The organism is Bacillus glycinifermentans, from assembly GCF_001042475.2.
In the GTDB taxonomy this organism is placed as follows: domain Bacteria; phylum Bacillota; class Bacilli; order Bacillales; family Bacillaceae; genus Bacillus; species Bacillus glycinifermentans.
In genome coordinates this window covers 433,657-448,090 of the sequence record NZ_LECW02000045.1, presented here as the reverse complement: position 1 = coordinate 448,090, position 14,434 = coordinate 433,657, and the positions used below count along the sequence as shown (strand labels likewise).

18 protein-coding genes are annotated in these 14,434 nt (G+C 47.7%); all 18 read right to left on the bottom strand.

The features are described from left to right. Positions 1-138 precede the first annotated feature (138 nt). The 18 genes from AB447_RS21590 to AB447_RS21505 all read right to left on the bottom strand — a co-directional run bounded on the left by AB447_RS21590 (position 139) and on the right by AB447_RS21505 (position 14,367). Positions 139-372, bottom strand: a complete 234-nt coding sequence (locus AB447_RS21590) for a DUF1146 family protein (protein ID WP_048355652.1) — start codon at positions 370-372, stop codon at positions 139-141. Between the two features lie 336 nt (positions 373-708). Then, positions 709-1,104, bottom strand: coding sequence for a F0F1 ATP synthase subunit epsilon (locus AB447_RS21585; RefSeq protein ID WP_048355651.1), 396 nt, complete (start codon positions 1,102-1,104; stop codon positions 709-711). 23 nt (positions 1,105-1,127) lie between these two features. Next, a complete protein-coding gene (atpD, locus tag AB447_RS21580; protein WP_048355650.1) occupies positions 1,128-2,549 on the bottom strand; it encodes a F0F1 ATP synthase subunit beta in 1,422 nt (473 codons plus the stop codon). 25 nt (positions 2,550-2,574) lie between these two features. Further along, positions 2,575-3,429 (bottom strand): ATP synthase F1 subunit gamma, encoded by an 855-nt coding sequence (gene atpG / locus AB447_RS21575; protein WP_048355649.1) that lies wholly within the window; start codon positions 3,427-3,429, stop codon positions 2,575-2,577. An 88-nt stretch (positions 3,430-3,517) separates the two neighbouring features. Next, on the bottom strand, positions 3,518-5,026 hold the full coding sequence (gene atpA / locus AB447_RS21570) for a F0F1 ATP synthase subunit alpha (protein WP_048355648.1): 1,509 nt from the start codon (positions 5,024-5,026) through the stop codon (positions 3,518-3,520). A gap of 7 nt (positions 5,027-5,033) precedes the next feature. Further along, entirely contained in the window at positions 5,034-5,588 is a 555-nt protein-coding gene (locus tag AB447_RS21565) for a F0F1 ATP synthase subunit delta (protein ID WP_048407025.1), read from the bottom strand. Then, a complete protein-coding gene (gene atpF, locus AB447_RS21560) occupies positions 5,585-6,103 on the bottom strand; it encodes a F0F1 ATP synthase subunit B (protein ID WP_048355647.1) in 519 nt (172 codons plus the stop codon). Before atpF ends, AB447_RS21565 begins: the two co-directional genes overlap by 4 nt. Positions 6,104-6,272: 169 nt before the next feature. Then, positions 6,273-6,485, bottom strand: a complete 213-nt coding sequence (gene atpE / locus AB447_RS21555; protein WP_003186014.1) for a F0F1 ATP synthase subunit C — start codon at positions 6,483-6,485, stop codon at positions 6,273-6,275. 48 nt (positions 6,486-6,533) lie between these two features. Continuing rightward, the gene (atpB, locus tag AB447_RS21550) at positions 6,534-7,268 is read right to left on the bottom strand and encodes a F0F1 ATP synthase subunit A (protein ID WP_048355646.1); all 735 of its coding nucleotides are present in this window, start codon (positions 7,266-7,268) and stop codon (positions 6,534-6,536) included. A 7-nt stretch (positions 7,269-7,275) separates the two neighbouring features. Beyond that, complete coding sequence (locus AB447_RS21545; RefSeq protein WP_048355645.1) at positions 7,276-7,659, bottom strand: ATP synthase subunit I; 384 nt, start codon at positions 7,657-7,659, stop codon at positions 7,276-7,278. Positions 7,660-8,059: 400 nt separating this feature from the next. Next, a complete protein-coding gene (gene upp, locus AB447_RS21540) occupies positions 8,060-8,689 on the bottom strand; it encodes a uracil phosphoribosyltransferase (protein WP_046130308.1) in 630 nt (209 codons plus the stop codon). A 150-nt stretch (positions 8,690-8,839) separates the two neighbouring features. After that, positions 8,840-10,087 carry a serine hydroxymethyltransferase gene (gene glyA, locus AB447_RS21535; RefSeq protein WP_048355644.1) on the bottom strand — a complete coding sequence of 416 codons (1,248 nt, stop codon included), beginning with the start codon at positions 10,085-10,087 and terminating at the stop codon, positions 8,840-8,842. 234 nt (positions 10,088-10,321) lie between these two features. Continuing rightward, positions 10,322-10,864: a TIGR01440 family protein gene (locus tag AB447_RS21530; protein WP_048355643.1), complete on the bottom strand. Its 543-nt coding sequence runs from the start codon at positions 10,862-10,864 to the stop codon at positions 10,322-10,324. A 15-nt stretch (positions 10,865-10,879) separates the two neighbouring features. Next, complete coding sequence (gene rpiB, locus AB447_RS21525; protein WP_046130305.1) at positions 10,880-11,329, bottom strand: ribose 5-phosphate isomerase B; 450 nt, start codon at positions 11,327-11,329, stop codon at positions 10,880-10,882. Positions 11,330-11,494: 165 nt separating this feature from the next. Beyond that, on the bottom strand, positions 11,495-11,947 hold the full coding sequence (locus AB447_RS21520) for a low molecular weight protein arginine phosphatase (RefSeq protein WP_048355642.1): 453 nt from the start codon (positions 11,945-11,947) through the stop codon (positions 11,495-11,497). A gap of 143 nt (positions 11,948-12,090) precedes the next feature. After that, positions 12,091-12,651 (bottom strand): manganese efflux pump MntP, encoded by a 561-nt coding sequence (locus AB447_RS21515; RefSeq protein WP_048355641.1) that lies wholly within the window; start codon positions 12,649-12,651, stop codon positions 12,091-12,093. A 70-nt stretch (positions 12,652-12,721) separates the two neighbouring features. Then, positions 12,722-13,765: an L-threonylcarbamoyladenylate synthase gene (locus AB447_RS21510; protein WP_048355640.1), complete on the bottom strand. Its 1,044-nt coding sequence runs from the start codon at positions 13,763-13,765 to the stop codon at positions 12,722-12,724. A 158-nt stretch (positions 13,766-13,923) separates the two neighbouring features. Continuing rightward, positions 13,924-14,367 (bottom strand): GNAT family N-acetyltransferase, encoded by a 444-nt coding sequence (locus AB447_RS21505; RefSeq protein ID WP_048355639.1) that lies wholly within the window; start codon positions 14,365-14,367, stop codon positions 13,924-13,926. Positions 14,368-14,434 lie beyond the last annotated feature (67 nt).

Genomic DNA, 14,434 nt, shown 5'->3' with positions numbered 1-14,434 from the left:
CATCCTCTCCTACTCTCCATTTTTGACGGATCGAAGGAAAAGCATACGTGGAAAAACAAGGTCAGTCCCGCAAATTTGCCGATGGACTGACCGCGGTTTGATCCCACATTTGTCCATACTCAAACACCGATTGGCGAATTATAAAAATAAATTTTGCAGCTGTTTGGAATAATAAAGATAATCCAAGAAAAAGTTGCTGACCGTTGAGCCGATCGCTATCGTGAGCAAAATCATCAAGAGCCTCGCCTGCAGGATTTTTCCCTTCCTGATAAGCGGATCGATGTTGACCGCCAGAAGAGCCCACCAGGTCAATGCAATAAAAAAAAGATGAACTAAAATACTGACAGCAGCCTGTTGTCCGATCTCTTCCATTATTGATGACGCCTCCTTACGTTTTCTCTCCTGTTGCGGAATAAGGATAAACGCTGACCATTGCAAATTATTTTATCAGTTTTAATGTTTGGTGTTAATACTAATGCGCATAGAACTTCTTTCCATATCCGGGAGGTCCCCTGTTTGAAGAATGACTGCGGAAAGTAGATTAGGTGAAAAGATAATCCCTCTCCAAAATGGAAGAGAAAATAGCTTTCTATTTTGATTATAGAGAGATTCAAATCAAAAAGTTGAACAATTTGTGAACTTTTTTCAACATTTCATCCGGGTACATATAAAAGATCCCTCCCATGCAAATGGGAAGGATCAAAATCTTTATTTTGCAATTTCAAGTCGATTAATCGCTCGTTTTAAAGCAAGCTCAGCCCGAACGATGTCAATATCTGGAGAATGTTTTTGCAGACGCTCCTCTGCACGCCGTTTTGCGGCCAAGGCGCGTTCTTTGTCGATTTCTTCAGATGTTTCAGCCGTCTGTGCCAGAATGGTGACATGATCAGGGCGTACTTCCACTATTCCCCCGCTGACGGCAACCAGCTCAGTTTGACCGTCTTTTTTCAGACGGACTGCAGCAATTTTTAGCGGAGCAACCGTCGGAATATGGCCGGGCAAAATGCCCAGCTCACCGCTCTCTGCCCGAACGCTTACCATTTCTATATCCGCATCGTATACTGGGCCGTCGGGAGTAACGATATTGACTTTTAAGGTCTTCATGCTTTTACCCTCCTAGGACCCGTTTAGACTTCTACACCCATTTCCTTCGCTTTTTCGACAACTTCTTCGATTCTGCCAACAAGGCGGAACGCATCCTCAGGAAGGTGGTCATACTTGCCTTCAAGGATTTCTTTGAAGCCTTTTACAGTTTCTTTGACAGGTACGTAAGAACCTTTTTGTCCAGTGAACTGCTCAGCTACGTGGAAGTTTTGCGATAGGAAGAATTGTACGCGGCGCGCACGGCTTACGACCAGCTTATCTTCATCAGACAACTCATCCATTCCGAGCATCGCGATGATATCCTGAAGCTCTTTGTAGCGCTGCAGGATTTGCTGAACACTGCGCGCCACTTCATAGTGCTCTTCTCCGACAATTTCAGGCGAAAGCGCACGGGAAGTGGATGCAAGCGGGTCAACCGCAGGATAAATCCCCATTTCCGACAGCTTACGCTCAAGGTTCGTCGTCGCATCCAAGTGAGCGAACGTCGTAGCCGGCGCCGGGTCAGTGTAATCATCCGCAGGGACGTAAATCGCCTGAATCGATGTTACAGATCCCACATTAGTTGATGTGATCCGTTCCTGAAGCTGACCCATTTCGGTCGCAAGCGTCGGCTGATAACCAACCGCTGAAGGCATGCGGCCAAGCAAGGCGGATACTTCAGATCCGGCTTGAGTGAACCGGAAGATATTATCGATAAAGAACAATACGTCCTGGCCTTCTTTATCACGGAAATGCTCAGCCATTGTGAGTCCCGTCAGCGCAACGCGCATCCGTGCGCCAGGCGGCTCGTTCATCTGGCCGAAAACCATCGCCGTTTTATTGATAACACCGGAATCTTTCATTTCATAGTAAAGGTCATTACCTTCACGCGTACGCTCTCCAACGCCTGCGAACACTGAGATACCGCCGTGCTCTTGAGCGATGTTGTTGATAAGCTCCTGAATCAATACCGTTTTACCGACGCCCGCACCGCCGAACAGGCCGATCTTTCCGCCTTTAATGTACGGAGCAAGCAAGTCGACAACTTTGATTCCCGTCTCTAAAATTTCGACCTCTGTTGACAGCTGATCAAATTCAGGCGCCTTTCTGTGGATCGGATCTTTCGGAGTATCAGCCGCGAGCGGCTCATCCAAATCGATTTTCTCTCCAAGCACGTTGAATACGCGTCCAAGCGTCGCGCTTCCTACAGGAACAGCGATCGGCTCTCCAAGATCAACGGCTTCCATTCCGCGCGTCACGCCGTCCGTAGATGCCATCGCAATCGTACGAACTGAGTCATCGCCCAGATGCAGCGCAACTTCAAGCGTCAGTTCAACGTCTACTTCGTTTTCGTTTTGCGCTTTGTGTGAAATTTTAATCGCATTATAAATCTCAGGTAAGTGACCGTCTTCAAAACGAACATCAACGACCGGTCCCAATACCTGGCTAACGCGTCCTTTTTTCATCTCTATCCCTCCTGACAAACTTTTTCTATTCTAAGGCAGCCGCACCGCCGACAATTTCCGTAATTTCCTGCGTGATCGATGCCTGACGGGCACGGTTGTATGACAGCTCAAGATCGGCGATAATCTCTTTTGCATTGTCTGTCGCATTTCTCATCGCCGTCATTCTCGCAGCATGTTCACTCGCTTTGCTGTCAAGAAGCGCGCCAAAAATCAAGCTTTCCGCATACTGGGGAAGGAGTACTTCCAGAATCTCTTCTTCATCCGGTTCAAACTCAAATGACGTCTTTTTCTTGTTAGGCGCAATATCTGTCAAAGGCAGCAGCTTTTTCTCCGTTACCTCCTGGGAAATCGCGCTGACAAAATGGTTGTAGAACAGATACAGTTCATCAAAAGTTTCGTCAATATACATTTGCACCGTGCTGTTCGCCAAATCTTTGACTTCTGAAAACGTCACTTCGTCCCTGATCCCCGTCATTTCAGAAATGACAGGAATTCCGCGCTTTTTAAAGAAATCGCGCCCCATTCTTCCGACCGCGATGACCGCAAACTCATCTTTGGATTGATGGCGTTCCTGAATCCTTTGATACGCCTTGCGGAGCACGTTTGCATTAAACGCCCCCGCCAAGCCGCGGTCAGCTGTGATGACAAGGTACCCGGTCCGCTTCACTGGGCGGCTTGACATCATCGGGTGTTTGCCGGTGTATCCGACTGCGATATCGGCAACGACTTCCTGCATTTTTTCCATATAAGGAACAAACGATTTCGCTTTGTTTTCAGCCCTGTTCAGCTTTGAAGCAGAAACCATTTCCTGGGCTTTCGTAATTTGACTCATTTTTTTATTTGAAGCAATCCTGGATTTAATATCCCGTAATGAGGCCAAAAGGTTTCACCACCTTTTTGTTTTCAAATTCCTTCGCATTGACGTGAAAAAGAGAGAAAAAGATAGCCTTTTTCTCACTTTTTATTGTTTAGTTGCTTGGCGCGAACGTGCGTTTAAAGCCTTCGATTGCACCTTTCATGTCCTCATCGGCAGGAAGGTTTCCTGTCTGCGCGATTGAATCGAGCAGATCTTTATGATTTTGATCAAGATACATAAAGAGCTCTTCTTCAAAGCGTCTGATATCCTCAACAGGCACATCATCAAGGAAGCCCCTTGTCAGAGCATAAAGAATCGCAACCTGCTTTTCAACGCGAAGCGGTTTGTGCAGATCCTGTTTAAGGACTTCAACCGTACGGGCACCGCGATTCAGCTTCGCCTGTGTCGCTTTATCCAAATCTGAGCCGAATTGTGCGAATGCTTCAAGCTCACGGTATGATGCCAAATCAAGACGCAGCGTACCGGCAACTTTCTTCATCGCTTTGATTTGCGCGGATCCGCCGACACGGGATACGGATAAGCCCGGGTTGACCGCAGGACGTACGCCAGAGAAGAACAAATCGGATTGCAGGAAGATTTGTCCGTCCGTAATTGAGATGACGTTTGTCGGAATGTACGCCGAAATGTCGCCTGCTTGCGTTTCAACGAACGGCAGTGCCGTTAAAGATCCTCCGCCTTTGGCGTCGCTCAATTTTGCAGCGCGTTCAAGCAAACGGGAGTGAAGATAGAATACATCCCCAGGGAACGCTTCACGGCCAGGAGGACGACGAAGAAGCAAGGACAGTTCACGATATGCGGTAGCCTGTTTTGAAAGGTCGTCATACACAACGAGCACGTGCTTGCCGTTGTACATGAATTCCTCTCCCATCGAAACCCCTGCGTACGGCGCGAGGTACAATAAAGGAGCAGGCTGTGAAGCGGAAGCCGTCACAACGATCGTATAGTCAAGGGCGCCGTGTTTGCGAAGCGTTTCGACAACGCCGCGGACTGTCGATTCTTTCTGACCGATCGCGACATAGATACAAATCATATCCTGGTCTTTCTGATTCAGAATTGTATCGATCGCAATCGACGTTTTACCCGTTTGACGGTCACCGATAATCAGCTCACGCTGGCCGCGGCCGATCGGAATTAAAGCATCGATTGATTTGATCCCCGTTTGAAGCGGCTCGTGTACGGATTTACGATCCATAACCCCAGGAGCCGGACTTTCAATCGGACGGGTTTTGTTCGTTAAAACCGGACCGAGTCCGTCAACAGGCTGGCCGAGCGGGTTGACAACGCGTCCAAGCAGCTCTTCGCCGACAGGGACTTCCATGATCCGGCCCGTTCTTTTCACTTCATCGCCTTCGCGGATGTCTTTGAAAGGTCCTAAAATAACGATACCTACGTTGGATTCTTCAAGGTTTTGGGCAAGGCCTAAAACTCCGTTTGAAAATTCGACAAGCTCACCTGACATACAGTTGTCAAGGCCGTGTACGCGTGCGATACCGTCACCAACCTGAATAACCGTACCTACGTCGTGAACTTCTATTTCAGACTGATAGTTTTCAATTTGCTGTTTTATGAGAGTGCTAATTTCTTCAGCTTTGATGCTCACTTAGGTTTCACCCCTTCTTTCGATTTTCGCCTGCTAATTGGCGCTCTATGCGGGCGAGCTTTCCGCTTACGCTGCCGTCATATATGCGGTTTCCAATGCGGATTTTCACTCCGCCTATCAGATCCGGATCCACTTCGTTTTTCACGCGTAATGAAGCGGCGCCGGCTTTTTTTGCAAACACTTGGGAAAAAGAAGTCATTTCTTCTTCGCTGAGCGGTTTGACAGAATACACGACCGCGTCTTCTGTCTGGCGATGCCTGTTGGCCATTTTGACATATTCGTCGGCAAGATCAGGCACGATCGAAATGCGGCTTCTGTCAATCAAAAGATACAGCGTGTTCAAGACTGCAGTCGAGGCAGACCCGAACGAATCTTTTAAGATTTGCTTTTTCTTTTCTGACGGCACTTTTGGATGGCTCAGCACGGCGATCAGTTTTTTATGCTCTGAAAACAGTTGTTTAACAACGGTCAGCTCTTCTTCTATTTCACCTACCAGCTTGGACTCAAGCGCGATATCAAAAAGAGCGGCTGCATAGCGTTTTGAGACAGCTGATTGGCTCATCGGCTTTCTCCTACTTCTTTAAGATAATCCTGGATTAATTTTTCCTGAGCTTGTTCGTCCAGCTCTTTTTCGATTACTTTCGAAGCGATCATGACGGAAAGTGAAGCCACTTGTTCGCGCAATGCGCTGACAGCCTGGTCTCTTTCCTTGACGATCTCGCTTTTTGCGGATTCTTTCATGCGCTCCGCTTCCTGGCGCGCAGCCTTAATAATTTCTTCTTTTTGCTGCTCTCCCAGTTTTTTCGCATTTTCAATGAGCGAATGGGATTCTTCGCGTGCTTCCTTCAAAAGCGTCTGCTGCTCTTCAATGAGTTTTTTCGCTTCTTCATGCTTTTTCTCGGCAGACGTAATTTCGCCTGTGATGTAGTCTTCGCGTTCTTTCATTATATTTAACAGCGGTCCTAAAGCGTATTTCTTCAAGAGCGCTAATAAAATCAACATGGCAACAAGCTGGAACAGCATCGTTCCGGCGTTAAACCCAACTCCTGCTCCCATAACCTGTGGTATAAAAGACATCGAATACGGCAACTCCCTTCTTGCAGATTATCTCTCGAGACCTCTGGAAAAATCCCCCTCTTCTATCAAAAGAGGGCTTCCTGCGGGCCGGACAGTTCAAGCAACCATAAAGCAATGGCGAAGGCCTCCCACAGTGATCTTCGCCATTGACTAGTTTATATATTATTTATTAGCTGAAGAACGCAAGGAATGCGATAACAACAGCGATAATCGGAAGGGCCTCAACCAATGCTACCCCGATGAACATAAGCGTTCTTAATTCTTTACCAGCTTCAGGCTGGCGAGCGATGCCTTCTACCGTACGTGATACGATCAAACCGTTACCAATACCTGCACCAAGTGCACCTAATCCAATTGCGATTGCAGCTGCTATTAAACTCATGAAAAAGTTCCTCCTTTAATTGTTATCCTTATCGGATATGTCTTATTTTTAATGTTCATGACTAACTTTGTGAGACATGTAAACCATTGTCAGCATCGTGAAAATGAATGCCTGGATTGTACCTACGAACAAGCTGAACGCCTGCCAAACGATCATCGGCACAACCGCGCCAATCGTTCCGACCAGTCCCAGGAAAATGCTTTGGGAATAGAAGTTAGTCGCCATGCCCGCCAATAGACCGAGCAAAATTTCGCCGGCAAAAATGTTACCGTAAAGACGCAATCCCAATGTTAATGTGTTCGCGAATTCTTCTATGATTTTCAGCGGAACCAAGTACGGAATCGGTCTGACGAAATCCAAAGCGTATTCCTTCAACCCTTTTCTCTTCACCCCGTAATAATGGGTCAGCGACACAACCATCACGGCAAGAGTTAATGTAACCGCCGGATCTGCTGTCGGCGATTTCCACCATAATTCATGGCCGACTGTAATGGAAAACGGCAGGCCGAGCATATTTGCAACAAATATGTACATTAAAAGCGTCACGCCGAGGGCGAGAAAGTCTCTGCCGATTTTAAGATCCATTGTACTGCCAATAATATTGCGCACAAAATCGACAATCCACTCCATGAAGTTCTGTGCTTTCCCGGGGCGAATCGCAAGTGTTCTTGTGGTCAGCACCGCTATCAGAAAGACGATGATGCTTGTCACGGTGATCATGAGAACGCTTGTTAAATCAAAGGTAAGGCCTAGAAACTCAACTGTTCTGGATTCATGATTCAAAGGGTTTTCACCTCTCTTCCATTGATGAACGTTTTAGCTGGATAAAGGAATCTATCATAATGACAGGGTAAATTGTCATCAACCCCACAATGACGCCTGCCAAATGAATATACTCAGGAAATTTGAAAGCAATGGCCGCCGCTATGATGGCATTGCACAGTCTGGAGGCGGTCCCGAGAGAGCGGATCATTTTGCCCTTCGCCACTGCTTTGTCAAAGGCCTGCATCCTCTTGGTCAGCAGCCAGAGATTGAGATTGCCGAAAACAGTGCCGGTAATCAGGCCTAAAAAAACCGCCTGATATGGCAAAAATCCATAGCCTAACACGCAGACTGCTAAAATATATAACATATATTTCTGTTGCCTACGGAATGAAAGACTTGCATCGGTCATTAAATACGCTCCTGATGAAAAATTTTAATAAATCTATCTACGATTACGGTAAACTAGGCGGTTGACCATTCGACAAAACAAAGCGTTCTGTTCAAGACTTCACACACCCTGAAACTGATCGGGTGAAATTCAGTCTGTCGCCTGCCAATATGGGGTTTTCAAAGGATTTTAACAGAGGACTGGTCATTATGATAACCGCTATGAAAACCTTATCATAATAGCCTATTTTAGCATACAATAGCCCCCCTAAGGTGTCAATCTGTTTAAAGTTAAAAAACTTTTCATAAACAGGAAGCTTCTCACAAAATGTTCACAATTCCGCCTTATTTACCACACACACATGTTTAATTATGGAATAAAACACAAAAAAAGAAAACCCTTTTTCAGGATTTTCTTGTCTTTATTTCGTTCCGAACATCCGGTCTCCGGCATCGCCCAAGCCGGGAACGATATATCCTTTTTCATTTAGTTTTTCATCGAGTGCAGCGATGTAAATATCGACGTCCGGGTGGTGCTTTTGAACTTCATCAACGCCTTCCGGTGCTGCGATCAGGCACATAAAGCGGATATTTTTCGCGCCGCGCTTCTTCAGGCTGTTCAGCGCTTCGACCGCCGAGCCTCCGGTTGCAAGCATCGGATCGACAACGATGAATTCGCGTTCTTCCACATCAGACGGAAGCTTGACATAGTATTCGACAGGCTTTAATGTTTCTGGATCGCGGTAAAGCCCCACATGACCGACCTTTGCCGCCGGGATCAGCTTCAAAATGCCGTCCACCATTCCAAGCCCTGCTCTGAGAATCGGAACGACGCCGAGTTTTTTTCCGGCGATCACGTTTGATTTAGCCTTTTGAACAGGTGTTTCAACATCGACTTCTTGAAGAGGAAGATCGCGCGTTATTTCAAACGCCATCAGCGTTGCAACCTCGTCAACAAGCTCCCTGAACTCTTTCGTTCCGGTCTTTACATCGCGGATGTATGTAAGCTTATGCTGTATAAGCGGGTGGTCAAATACGTATACCTTTCCCATTTCCGTTTTCAGCTCCTTTTTGTTGTTTCCGAAAAAAACGGTCATTTTTTCACACTTCTATTGATTCTACAAAAAAAAACAGCAGGTTTCAACTAAAATCGGCACATACACGGCAAAAAGCCGCCCATTTAAGGGGCGGCGGGATTCATCTTAATAATCCAATCCTGTATATAAAGGAAATTTGTCTGTCAAGGCTTTTACGCGGTTTTCCGCTTCTTCAAGCTTCGCCTTGTCATCATGGTTTTTCAGCGCGAGCGCGATAATCGCTCCCACTTCTTCGATCGCTTCAAGGTCAAAGCCGCGGCTTGTAACCGCTGCTGTACCGACGCGAATTCCGCTTGTGACAAAAGGCTTTTCCGGATCATACGGAATCGCGTTTTTGTTCACGGTAATTCCGACTTCATCAAGTACATTTTCAGCGATTTTACCCGTAATGTTGAGAGAACGAAGGTCAACAAGCACAAGGTGGTTGTCGGTTCCGCCTGAAACAAGCTGAATGCCCTCTTTCGTCAATGTCTCCGCCAAGCGCTTGGCGTTGTTGATGACGCTTTGCGCATACGTTTTGAACTCGTCTTTCAAGGCTTCGCCAAAGGAAACAGCTTTCGCGGCGATCACGTGCATTAACGGTCCGCCTTGAATTCCAGGGAAGATCGCTTTATCAATCTGCTTTGCAAACTCTTCGCGGCAAAGGATCATACCGCCGCGCGGGCCGCGCAGTGTTTTATGAGTCGTCGTCGTCACAAAATCGGCATAAGGAACAGGATTCGGGTGAAGACCCGCAGCAACGAGCCCAGCGATATGCGCCATGTCAACCATTACGTACGCTCCGATTTCATCGGCGATTTCGCGGAACTTTTTGAAGTCGATTGTGCGCGGATATGCGCTCGCTCCGGCCACGATCAGCTTAGGCTTATGTTTGAGCGCTTTTTCACGGACATCTTCGTAATCGATGTATTGGGTTTCTTTATCAACGCCATACTCTACGAAGTTGTATTGAACACCGCTGAAGTTAACGGGACTTCCATGCGTCAAATGTCCGCCGTGGGCAAGGTTCATTCCGAGCACCGTATCGCCGTGCTCCAAAATGGTGAAATATACGGCCATGTTCGCTTGTGCTCCTGAATGAGGCTGAACGTTGACATGCTCGGCGCCGAAAATTTGCTTCGCGCGGTCGCGGGCAATGTCTTCCGCAACGTCTACATATTCGCACCCGCCGTAGTAACGCTTTCCGGGATACCCTTCTGCGTATTTATTTGTTAAGACGGAGCCTTGCGCTTCCATGACCGCTTCGCTTACGAAGTTTTCAGAAGCAATCAGCTCAATCTTCGACTGTTGACGTTTCCGCTCATCCTGGATGGCGCGAAATACTTGTTCATCTTGCGCAGCTAAATGTTTCATCAGCGAGATCCTCTCCTATCTGTTTCCATTTCGTTAATTATACCATCTCATTGTACACGGTTTTTCATGCAAATGTAAGAGATTATTTTTAAAAATCGTTTTTTATTGTTCCGAAAACCGAATATTTAAAGATCGCAAGAATAGTATAGTTCGACATATCGCTTACAAAAACATTATTTCAAAAAAGAAAAAAGCCGGATGACTCGGTACATTTTCTTCATCCGGCAGCTTCCATCATTCCGTTTCATAAACGGCCCGGTCTCCGCCAATCAGCTTGGGCCTTGTCCGCGCAAGCGTCACATGCGCCTCGCCGAGCGTCTTTTCGGAGACGCGGACGGGAACGGCGACAGGCTTTAAATGCATTCCGATGAACGTGTCGCCTATATCAATTCCCGCGTCGGCTTTTATTTCTTCAACAAGCACCGGCGCTTTCATTTTTTTGAACGCGTACGCGGCCATCGATCCCCCGGCCTTGGGAACAGGAACGGCAAAAACGGTCGGCAGGCGGAGGGCTCGGGCTGTTTCTTCTTCAATGACCAGCGCTCTGTTTAAATGTTCGCAGCACTGAAATGCAAGAACGGCGCCCGTTTTTTGCCGAAGCGCCTCAAGGCCGCTGTAGATCGCAGCGGCTATCTCTTCGCTTCCCGAAGTCCCGATGTGCTTCCCGGCCACCTCGCTTGTGCTGCATCCGATCACAACGACCTGGCCGGCGCGCAAGACCGCTTCTTTATGAAATTCTTCCAGAATAGAAGTCCACGTCTGTTCGAGATTTTTCATAAACGCTGACACCCTTTATATATGCTTGTCTTCATATTCGGCGATTTTTCCGATGCGGACCGCATGACGACCCGCCGTAAATTCAGTCGTCAGCCAAACTTTTGCGATTTCTCTCGCCAATCCGGGGCCGATCACCCTTTCACCCATTGCCAGAACATTTGTGTCATTATGCTCTCTCGTCATTTTGGCGCTGAATACGTCATGAACAAGCGCACAGCGGATGCCTTTGACTTTATTGGCCGAAATGCTCATGCCGATGCCCGTGCCGCAAATCAAAATCCCCCTGTCCGCTTCTCCGTTCGCCACTTTTTGGGCGACCGGGAACGCATAATCCGGGTAATCCACAGATCCTGAACCGCATTCACAGCCCAAATCTTCATATTCGATGTTCAGCTCTTCCATCAATGATACGATCTCTTTTCTAATATTGATTCCGCCGTGATCTGATGCAATGATTACTTTCATGGGATGATTCCTCCTCATTTTATGTGTCGCAAAGGATGCGAAAGACCGTTAAACAAGGCGGCCGCCGGGCGTGAATGTTTGACACGTCTTTAATATGCGATGTTTGATTATGTCTTATTTTACTCTCTGCGGTCCGTTTTGCAACCGGGCCCGGCTCCGCTTCTTTCACCTTGCGCGTCCGGAAAGCTTATCAGCAAGCTGATGCAGCAAATGCTCAAGCTCATCCCTTGTTTTTTGATAATCGCTGAGGGAGCCGCCGAACGGATCGGTGATGTCGCCGGTTTTCCCTTTGACATACTCTTTTAATGAAAAGATTTTGTCTTGATGGTTCGGATATTCCCGCTCCGCTAAATGCTTATGCTGCTCTGTCATCGTCAGAACGAGATCGGCCCATTCGACCTTTTCTTTGGAAAGCGGAGCTGACGAATGATTGAGCGCGATATTTTTTTCAAACAGAGCTTCGACCGCGTACAATGAAGCCTTGCCGTTTTCAGGAGCAAACAATCCGGCTGATTTGACGGAGACGTCCAGCTTTTTCCGGGAAGCCGCTGATTTAAAAAGCGCTTCAGCCATCGGGCTTCGGCACGTGTTTCCAGTACAGACAAATAGTATGTTCAATTTCGTTCACTCCTTTCCCTTATTATAATGGATTTAACCGAAAAATAATAAATTCCGCTTCAGAAATCAAAAAGAGGGGTTTCCCCCTCTTTGTCGACTTTATTATGTTATGGAAAAGCGAATGCATTCTTTCGCCTATTTCTTTAAATGGGCAGCAAAAGCTTTAATCCAAAACTGAGCAAAATGGCACCGCCGAGCGCTTCGCTGTACGCGCCAAGCCACGCTTGAACTTGCTTTCCGAGCAAAAGACCCGCCCATGTTAACACCATGCTGAACAGGCCGAATAAACAGATCGTTAAAATCGGCCTTGTTCCGTAAAGGCCAAGACTGAGGCCGACTGAAAAGCTGTCAAGGCTGACGCCGACGGCAAAAATGAAGAGGCCGAAGCCGGAAGGAGAAACGATACGCTCCTCTTTGCTACTGAAAGACGCGGCAATCATTTGAATGCCGAGCACCAAAAGGAGAGCCCCGCCGATATACCCTGCGAGCGCACCGAGCGCGCCTGACAGGAACTGCCCTGCCATCATTCCGCCAAGCGGCATGATCAGATGGAACAATCCGATAATAACGCCGATGTGAAAGATTTGGCTTCTTCTCAGCCTGGCCATTCCCATTCCAAGTCCCACCGAAAAAGCATCCATGCCGAGTGCAAAGGCCATGATACTCAGCGTCAAAATTTCACCTATCAACACGTCAACATTCATGAGATTCCCCCTTGGACACGCCAGCTTCTCTAGCTTATGCACGTCCAATGAGGGATAGAACAATCCGGAGCTACACTTCGATCACACGGTGTCCGGCCGCTTTCATCAGCCTGTTCATCACCGCACGGCCCACGCCTTCCTCAGGGAAAGACTCGGCGAAAATAAAGTCGAGCCCGCAATCGTCAAAACTGCGAAGAACGTCATACAACCCGGAAGCAACCGTTTCAAGGCGGTCTCTCCTTCCGCAGATGCGGACGGCATCCGCCTGATATGCGCCGGCCCGCTCTTCTGTGGTGAGAACGCCGACTTTCATTCCGTCTTTTTGGTATTGCTCAATCAGCCGCTGTATGTCTTCACGGCTTCCCTTTACGATCGCAAGCGGCGCTTCCGGCGCGTAATGGGTGTATTTCATTCCGGGCGCCAGCGGCACTTTCTTTTCATCCGTGATCCCCTGATCGATCATGACGGGACCGATCGCTGTTTCGAGCTGTTCTTTTGTGACGCCGCCGGGCCTTAAAATAACCGGAATGCCTCGGGTGAAAGAAACAACCGTCGACTCCACGCCCACGCCGGTAGGCCCGCCGTCAACGATCCCGGCGATCCGGCCGTCCAAATCGTGAACGACATGCTCTGCTTTCGTCGGACTCGGTTTGCCGGATACATTTGCGCTCGGAGCCGCGACAGGAACGCCTGCTCTTTTTATCAGTTCGAGTGCAACCGGATGATCGGGCATTCTGACGGCCACCGTATCAAGCCCGGCCGTCACCCTTGTGGATAACGCGCCTTCCCTGCACGGCAGAACGATCGTCAGCGGCCCCGGCCAAAACCGTTCCATAAGCGTGTTGGCCTTCTCCGAATCAACCTCGGCAAATTCGTTCAACTGCCTGATATCGGCGATGTGGACAATGAGGGGATTGTCGCTCGGCCGTCCTTTTGCTTCGTATATTTTGGCAACGGCGTCTGTATTCTTTGCGTTTGCACCAAGGCCGTAAACCGTTTCCGTCGGAAAGGCAACCGTTTCATTATCGCGAAGCAGCATTGCCGCTTGTGTAATTTGTGGATAGTTTGTGGACAATTCACCTTTTGCATCCACAGTCCATACTTTTGTATTCATTCATATCAGATCTCCCTTAACAAACACTAAAAAACCTTAATTAGTCATATAAATCATGTTGAAAAGTATAAAAGATGAGCGCAAAGAAAACAAGCGTTGTCCACAAATTGTGGATAACGCTATTGAAAACGTGGATATCTCTGTGTATAAATCAGCTGTTATGCTGACGTTTTTACCATTAAAACAGCTCCGTCTACCTTCAGAGATTCTGAGACATGTTCGGATTGATATAGTTCATTCGGCACGTTTTCCGCTTGTTTAAACCCCAGCACCTCTAAGAAATCCATGGACGTCCGCTTGTTTGCGATTAAATACAATGTGTGAATCTCCCTCTTGTCACACAGTGCCTGCATGCTTTGAAACAGAGAGACGATATGGGCCTGACTGATCTGATCAGAAACAACAAGCGAGCGCAAAAGCCCTTTTTTCTTTTGAAATTCTTCCATCCCGAGGCAGGCGACGATTTTTTTCTGGGGATCTTCCATCATGATGAATTGTCCATGATTTGCTTCAATTCCTTTATGGCTTGTCCCCGCCTCTTTTAAGAAGGATTCGATCGCATCCATGTCTTTTGCATCCGCTAACCTCAATTGGTAGAACATCTTTTCACCCCGTTTTTTAGCTTCTCTATTCAATCTATGAGGGCGACAGTAAAATATACCTTTTGAT

Coding starts and splice junctions, on each gene's coding strand:
- AB447_RS21590 (WP_048355652.1), bottom strand. CDS start 372: ATGGAAGAGATCGGACAACAGGCTGCTGTCAGTATTTTAGTTCATCTT.
- AB447_RS21585 (WP_048355651.1), bottom strand. CDS start 1,104: ATGAAGACCTTAAAAGTCAATATCGTTACTCCCGACGGCCCAGTATAC.
- atpD (WP_048355650.1), bottom strand. CDS start 2,549: ATGAAAAAAGGACGCGTTAGCCAGGTATTGGGACCGGTCGTTGATGTT.
- AB447_RS21565 (WP_048407025.1), bottom strand. CDS start 5,588: ATGAGCCAATCAGCTGTCTCAAAACGCTATGCAGCCGCTCTTTTTGAT.
- atpF (WP_048355647.1), bottom strand. CDS start 6,103: ATGTCTTTTATACCACAGGTTATGGGAGCAGGAGTTGGGTTTAACGCC.
- atpE (WP_003186014.1), bottom strand. CDS start 6,485: ATGAGTTTAATAGCAGCTGCAATCGCAATTGGATTAGGTGCACTTGGT.
- AB447_RS21545 (WP_048355645.1), bottom strand. CDS start 7,659: ATGACCGATGCAAGTCTTTCATTCCGTAGGCAACAGAAATATATGTTA.
- upp (WP_046130308.1), bottom strand. CDS start 8,689: ATGGGAAAGGTATACGTATTTGACCACCCGCTTATACAGCATAAGCTT.
- glyA (WP_048355644.1), bottom strand. CDS start 10,087: ATGAAACATTTAGCTGCGCAAGATGAACAAGTATTTCGCGCCATCCAG.
- AB447_RS21530 (WP_048355643.1), bottom strand. CDS start 10,864: ATGAAAAATCTCGAACAGACGTGGACTTCTATTCTGGAAGAATTTCAT.
- rpiB (WP_046130305.1), bottom strand. CDS start 11,329: ATGAAAGTAATCATTGCATCAGATCACGGCGGAATCAATATTAGAAAA.
- AB447_RS21515 (WP_048355641.1), bottom strand. CDS start 12,651: ATGAATGTTGACGTGTTGATAGGTGAAATTTTGACGCTGAGTATCATG.
- AB447_RS21510 (WP_048355640.1), bottom strand. CDS start 13,765: ATGAATACAAAAGTATGGACTGTGGATGCAAAAGGTGAATTGTCCACA.
- AB447_RS21505 (WP_048355639.1), bottom strand. CDS start 14,367: ATGTTCTACCAATTGAGGTTAGCGGATGCAAAAGACATGGATGCGATC.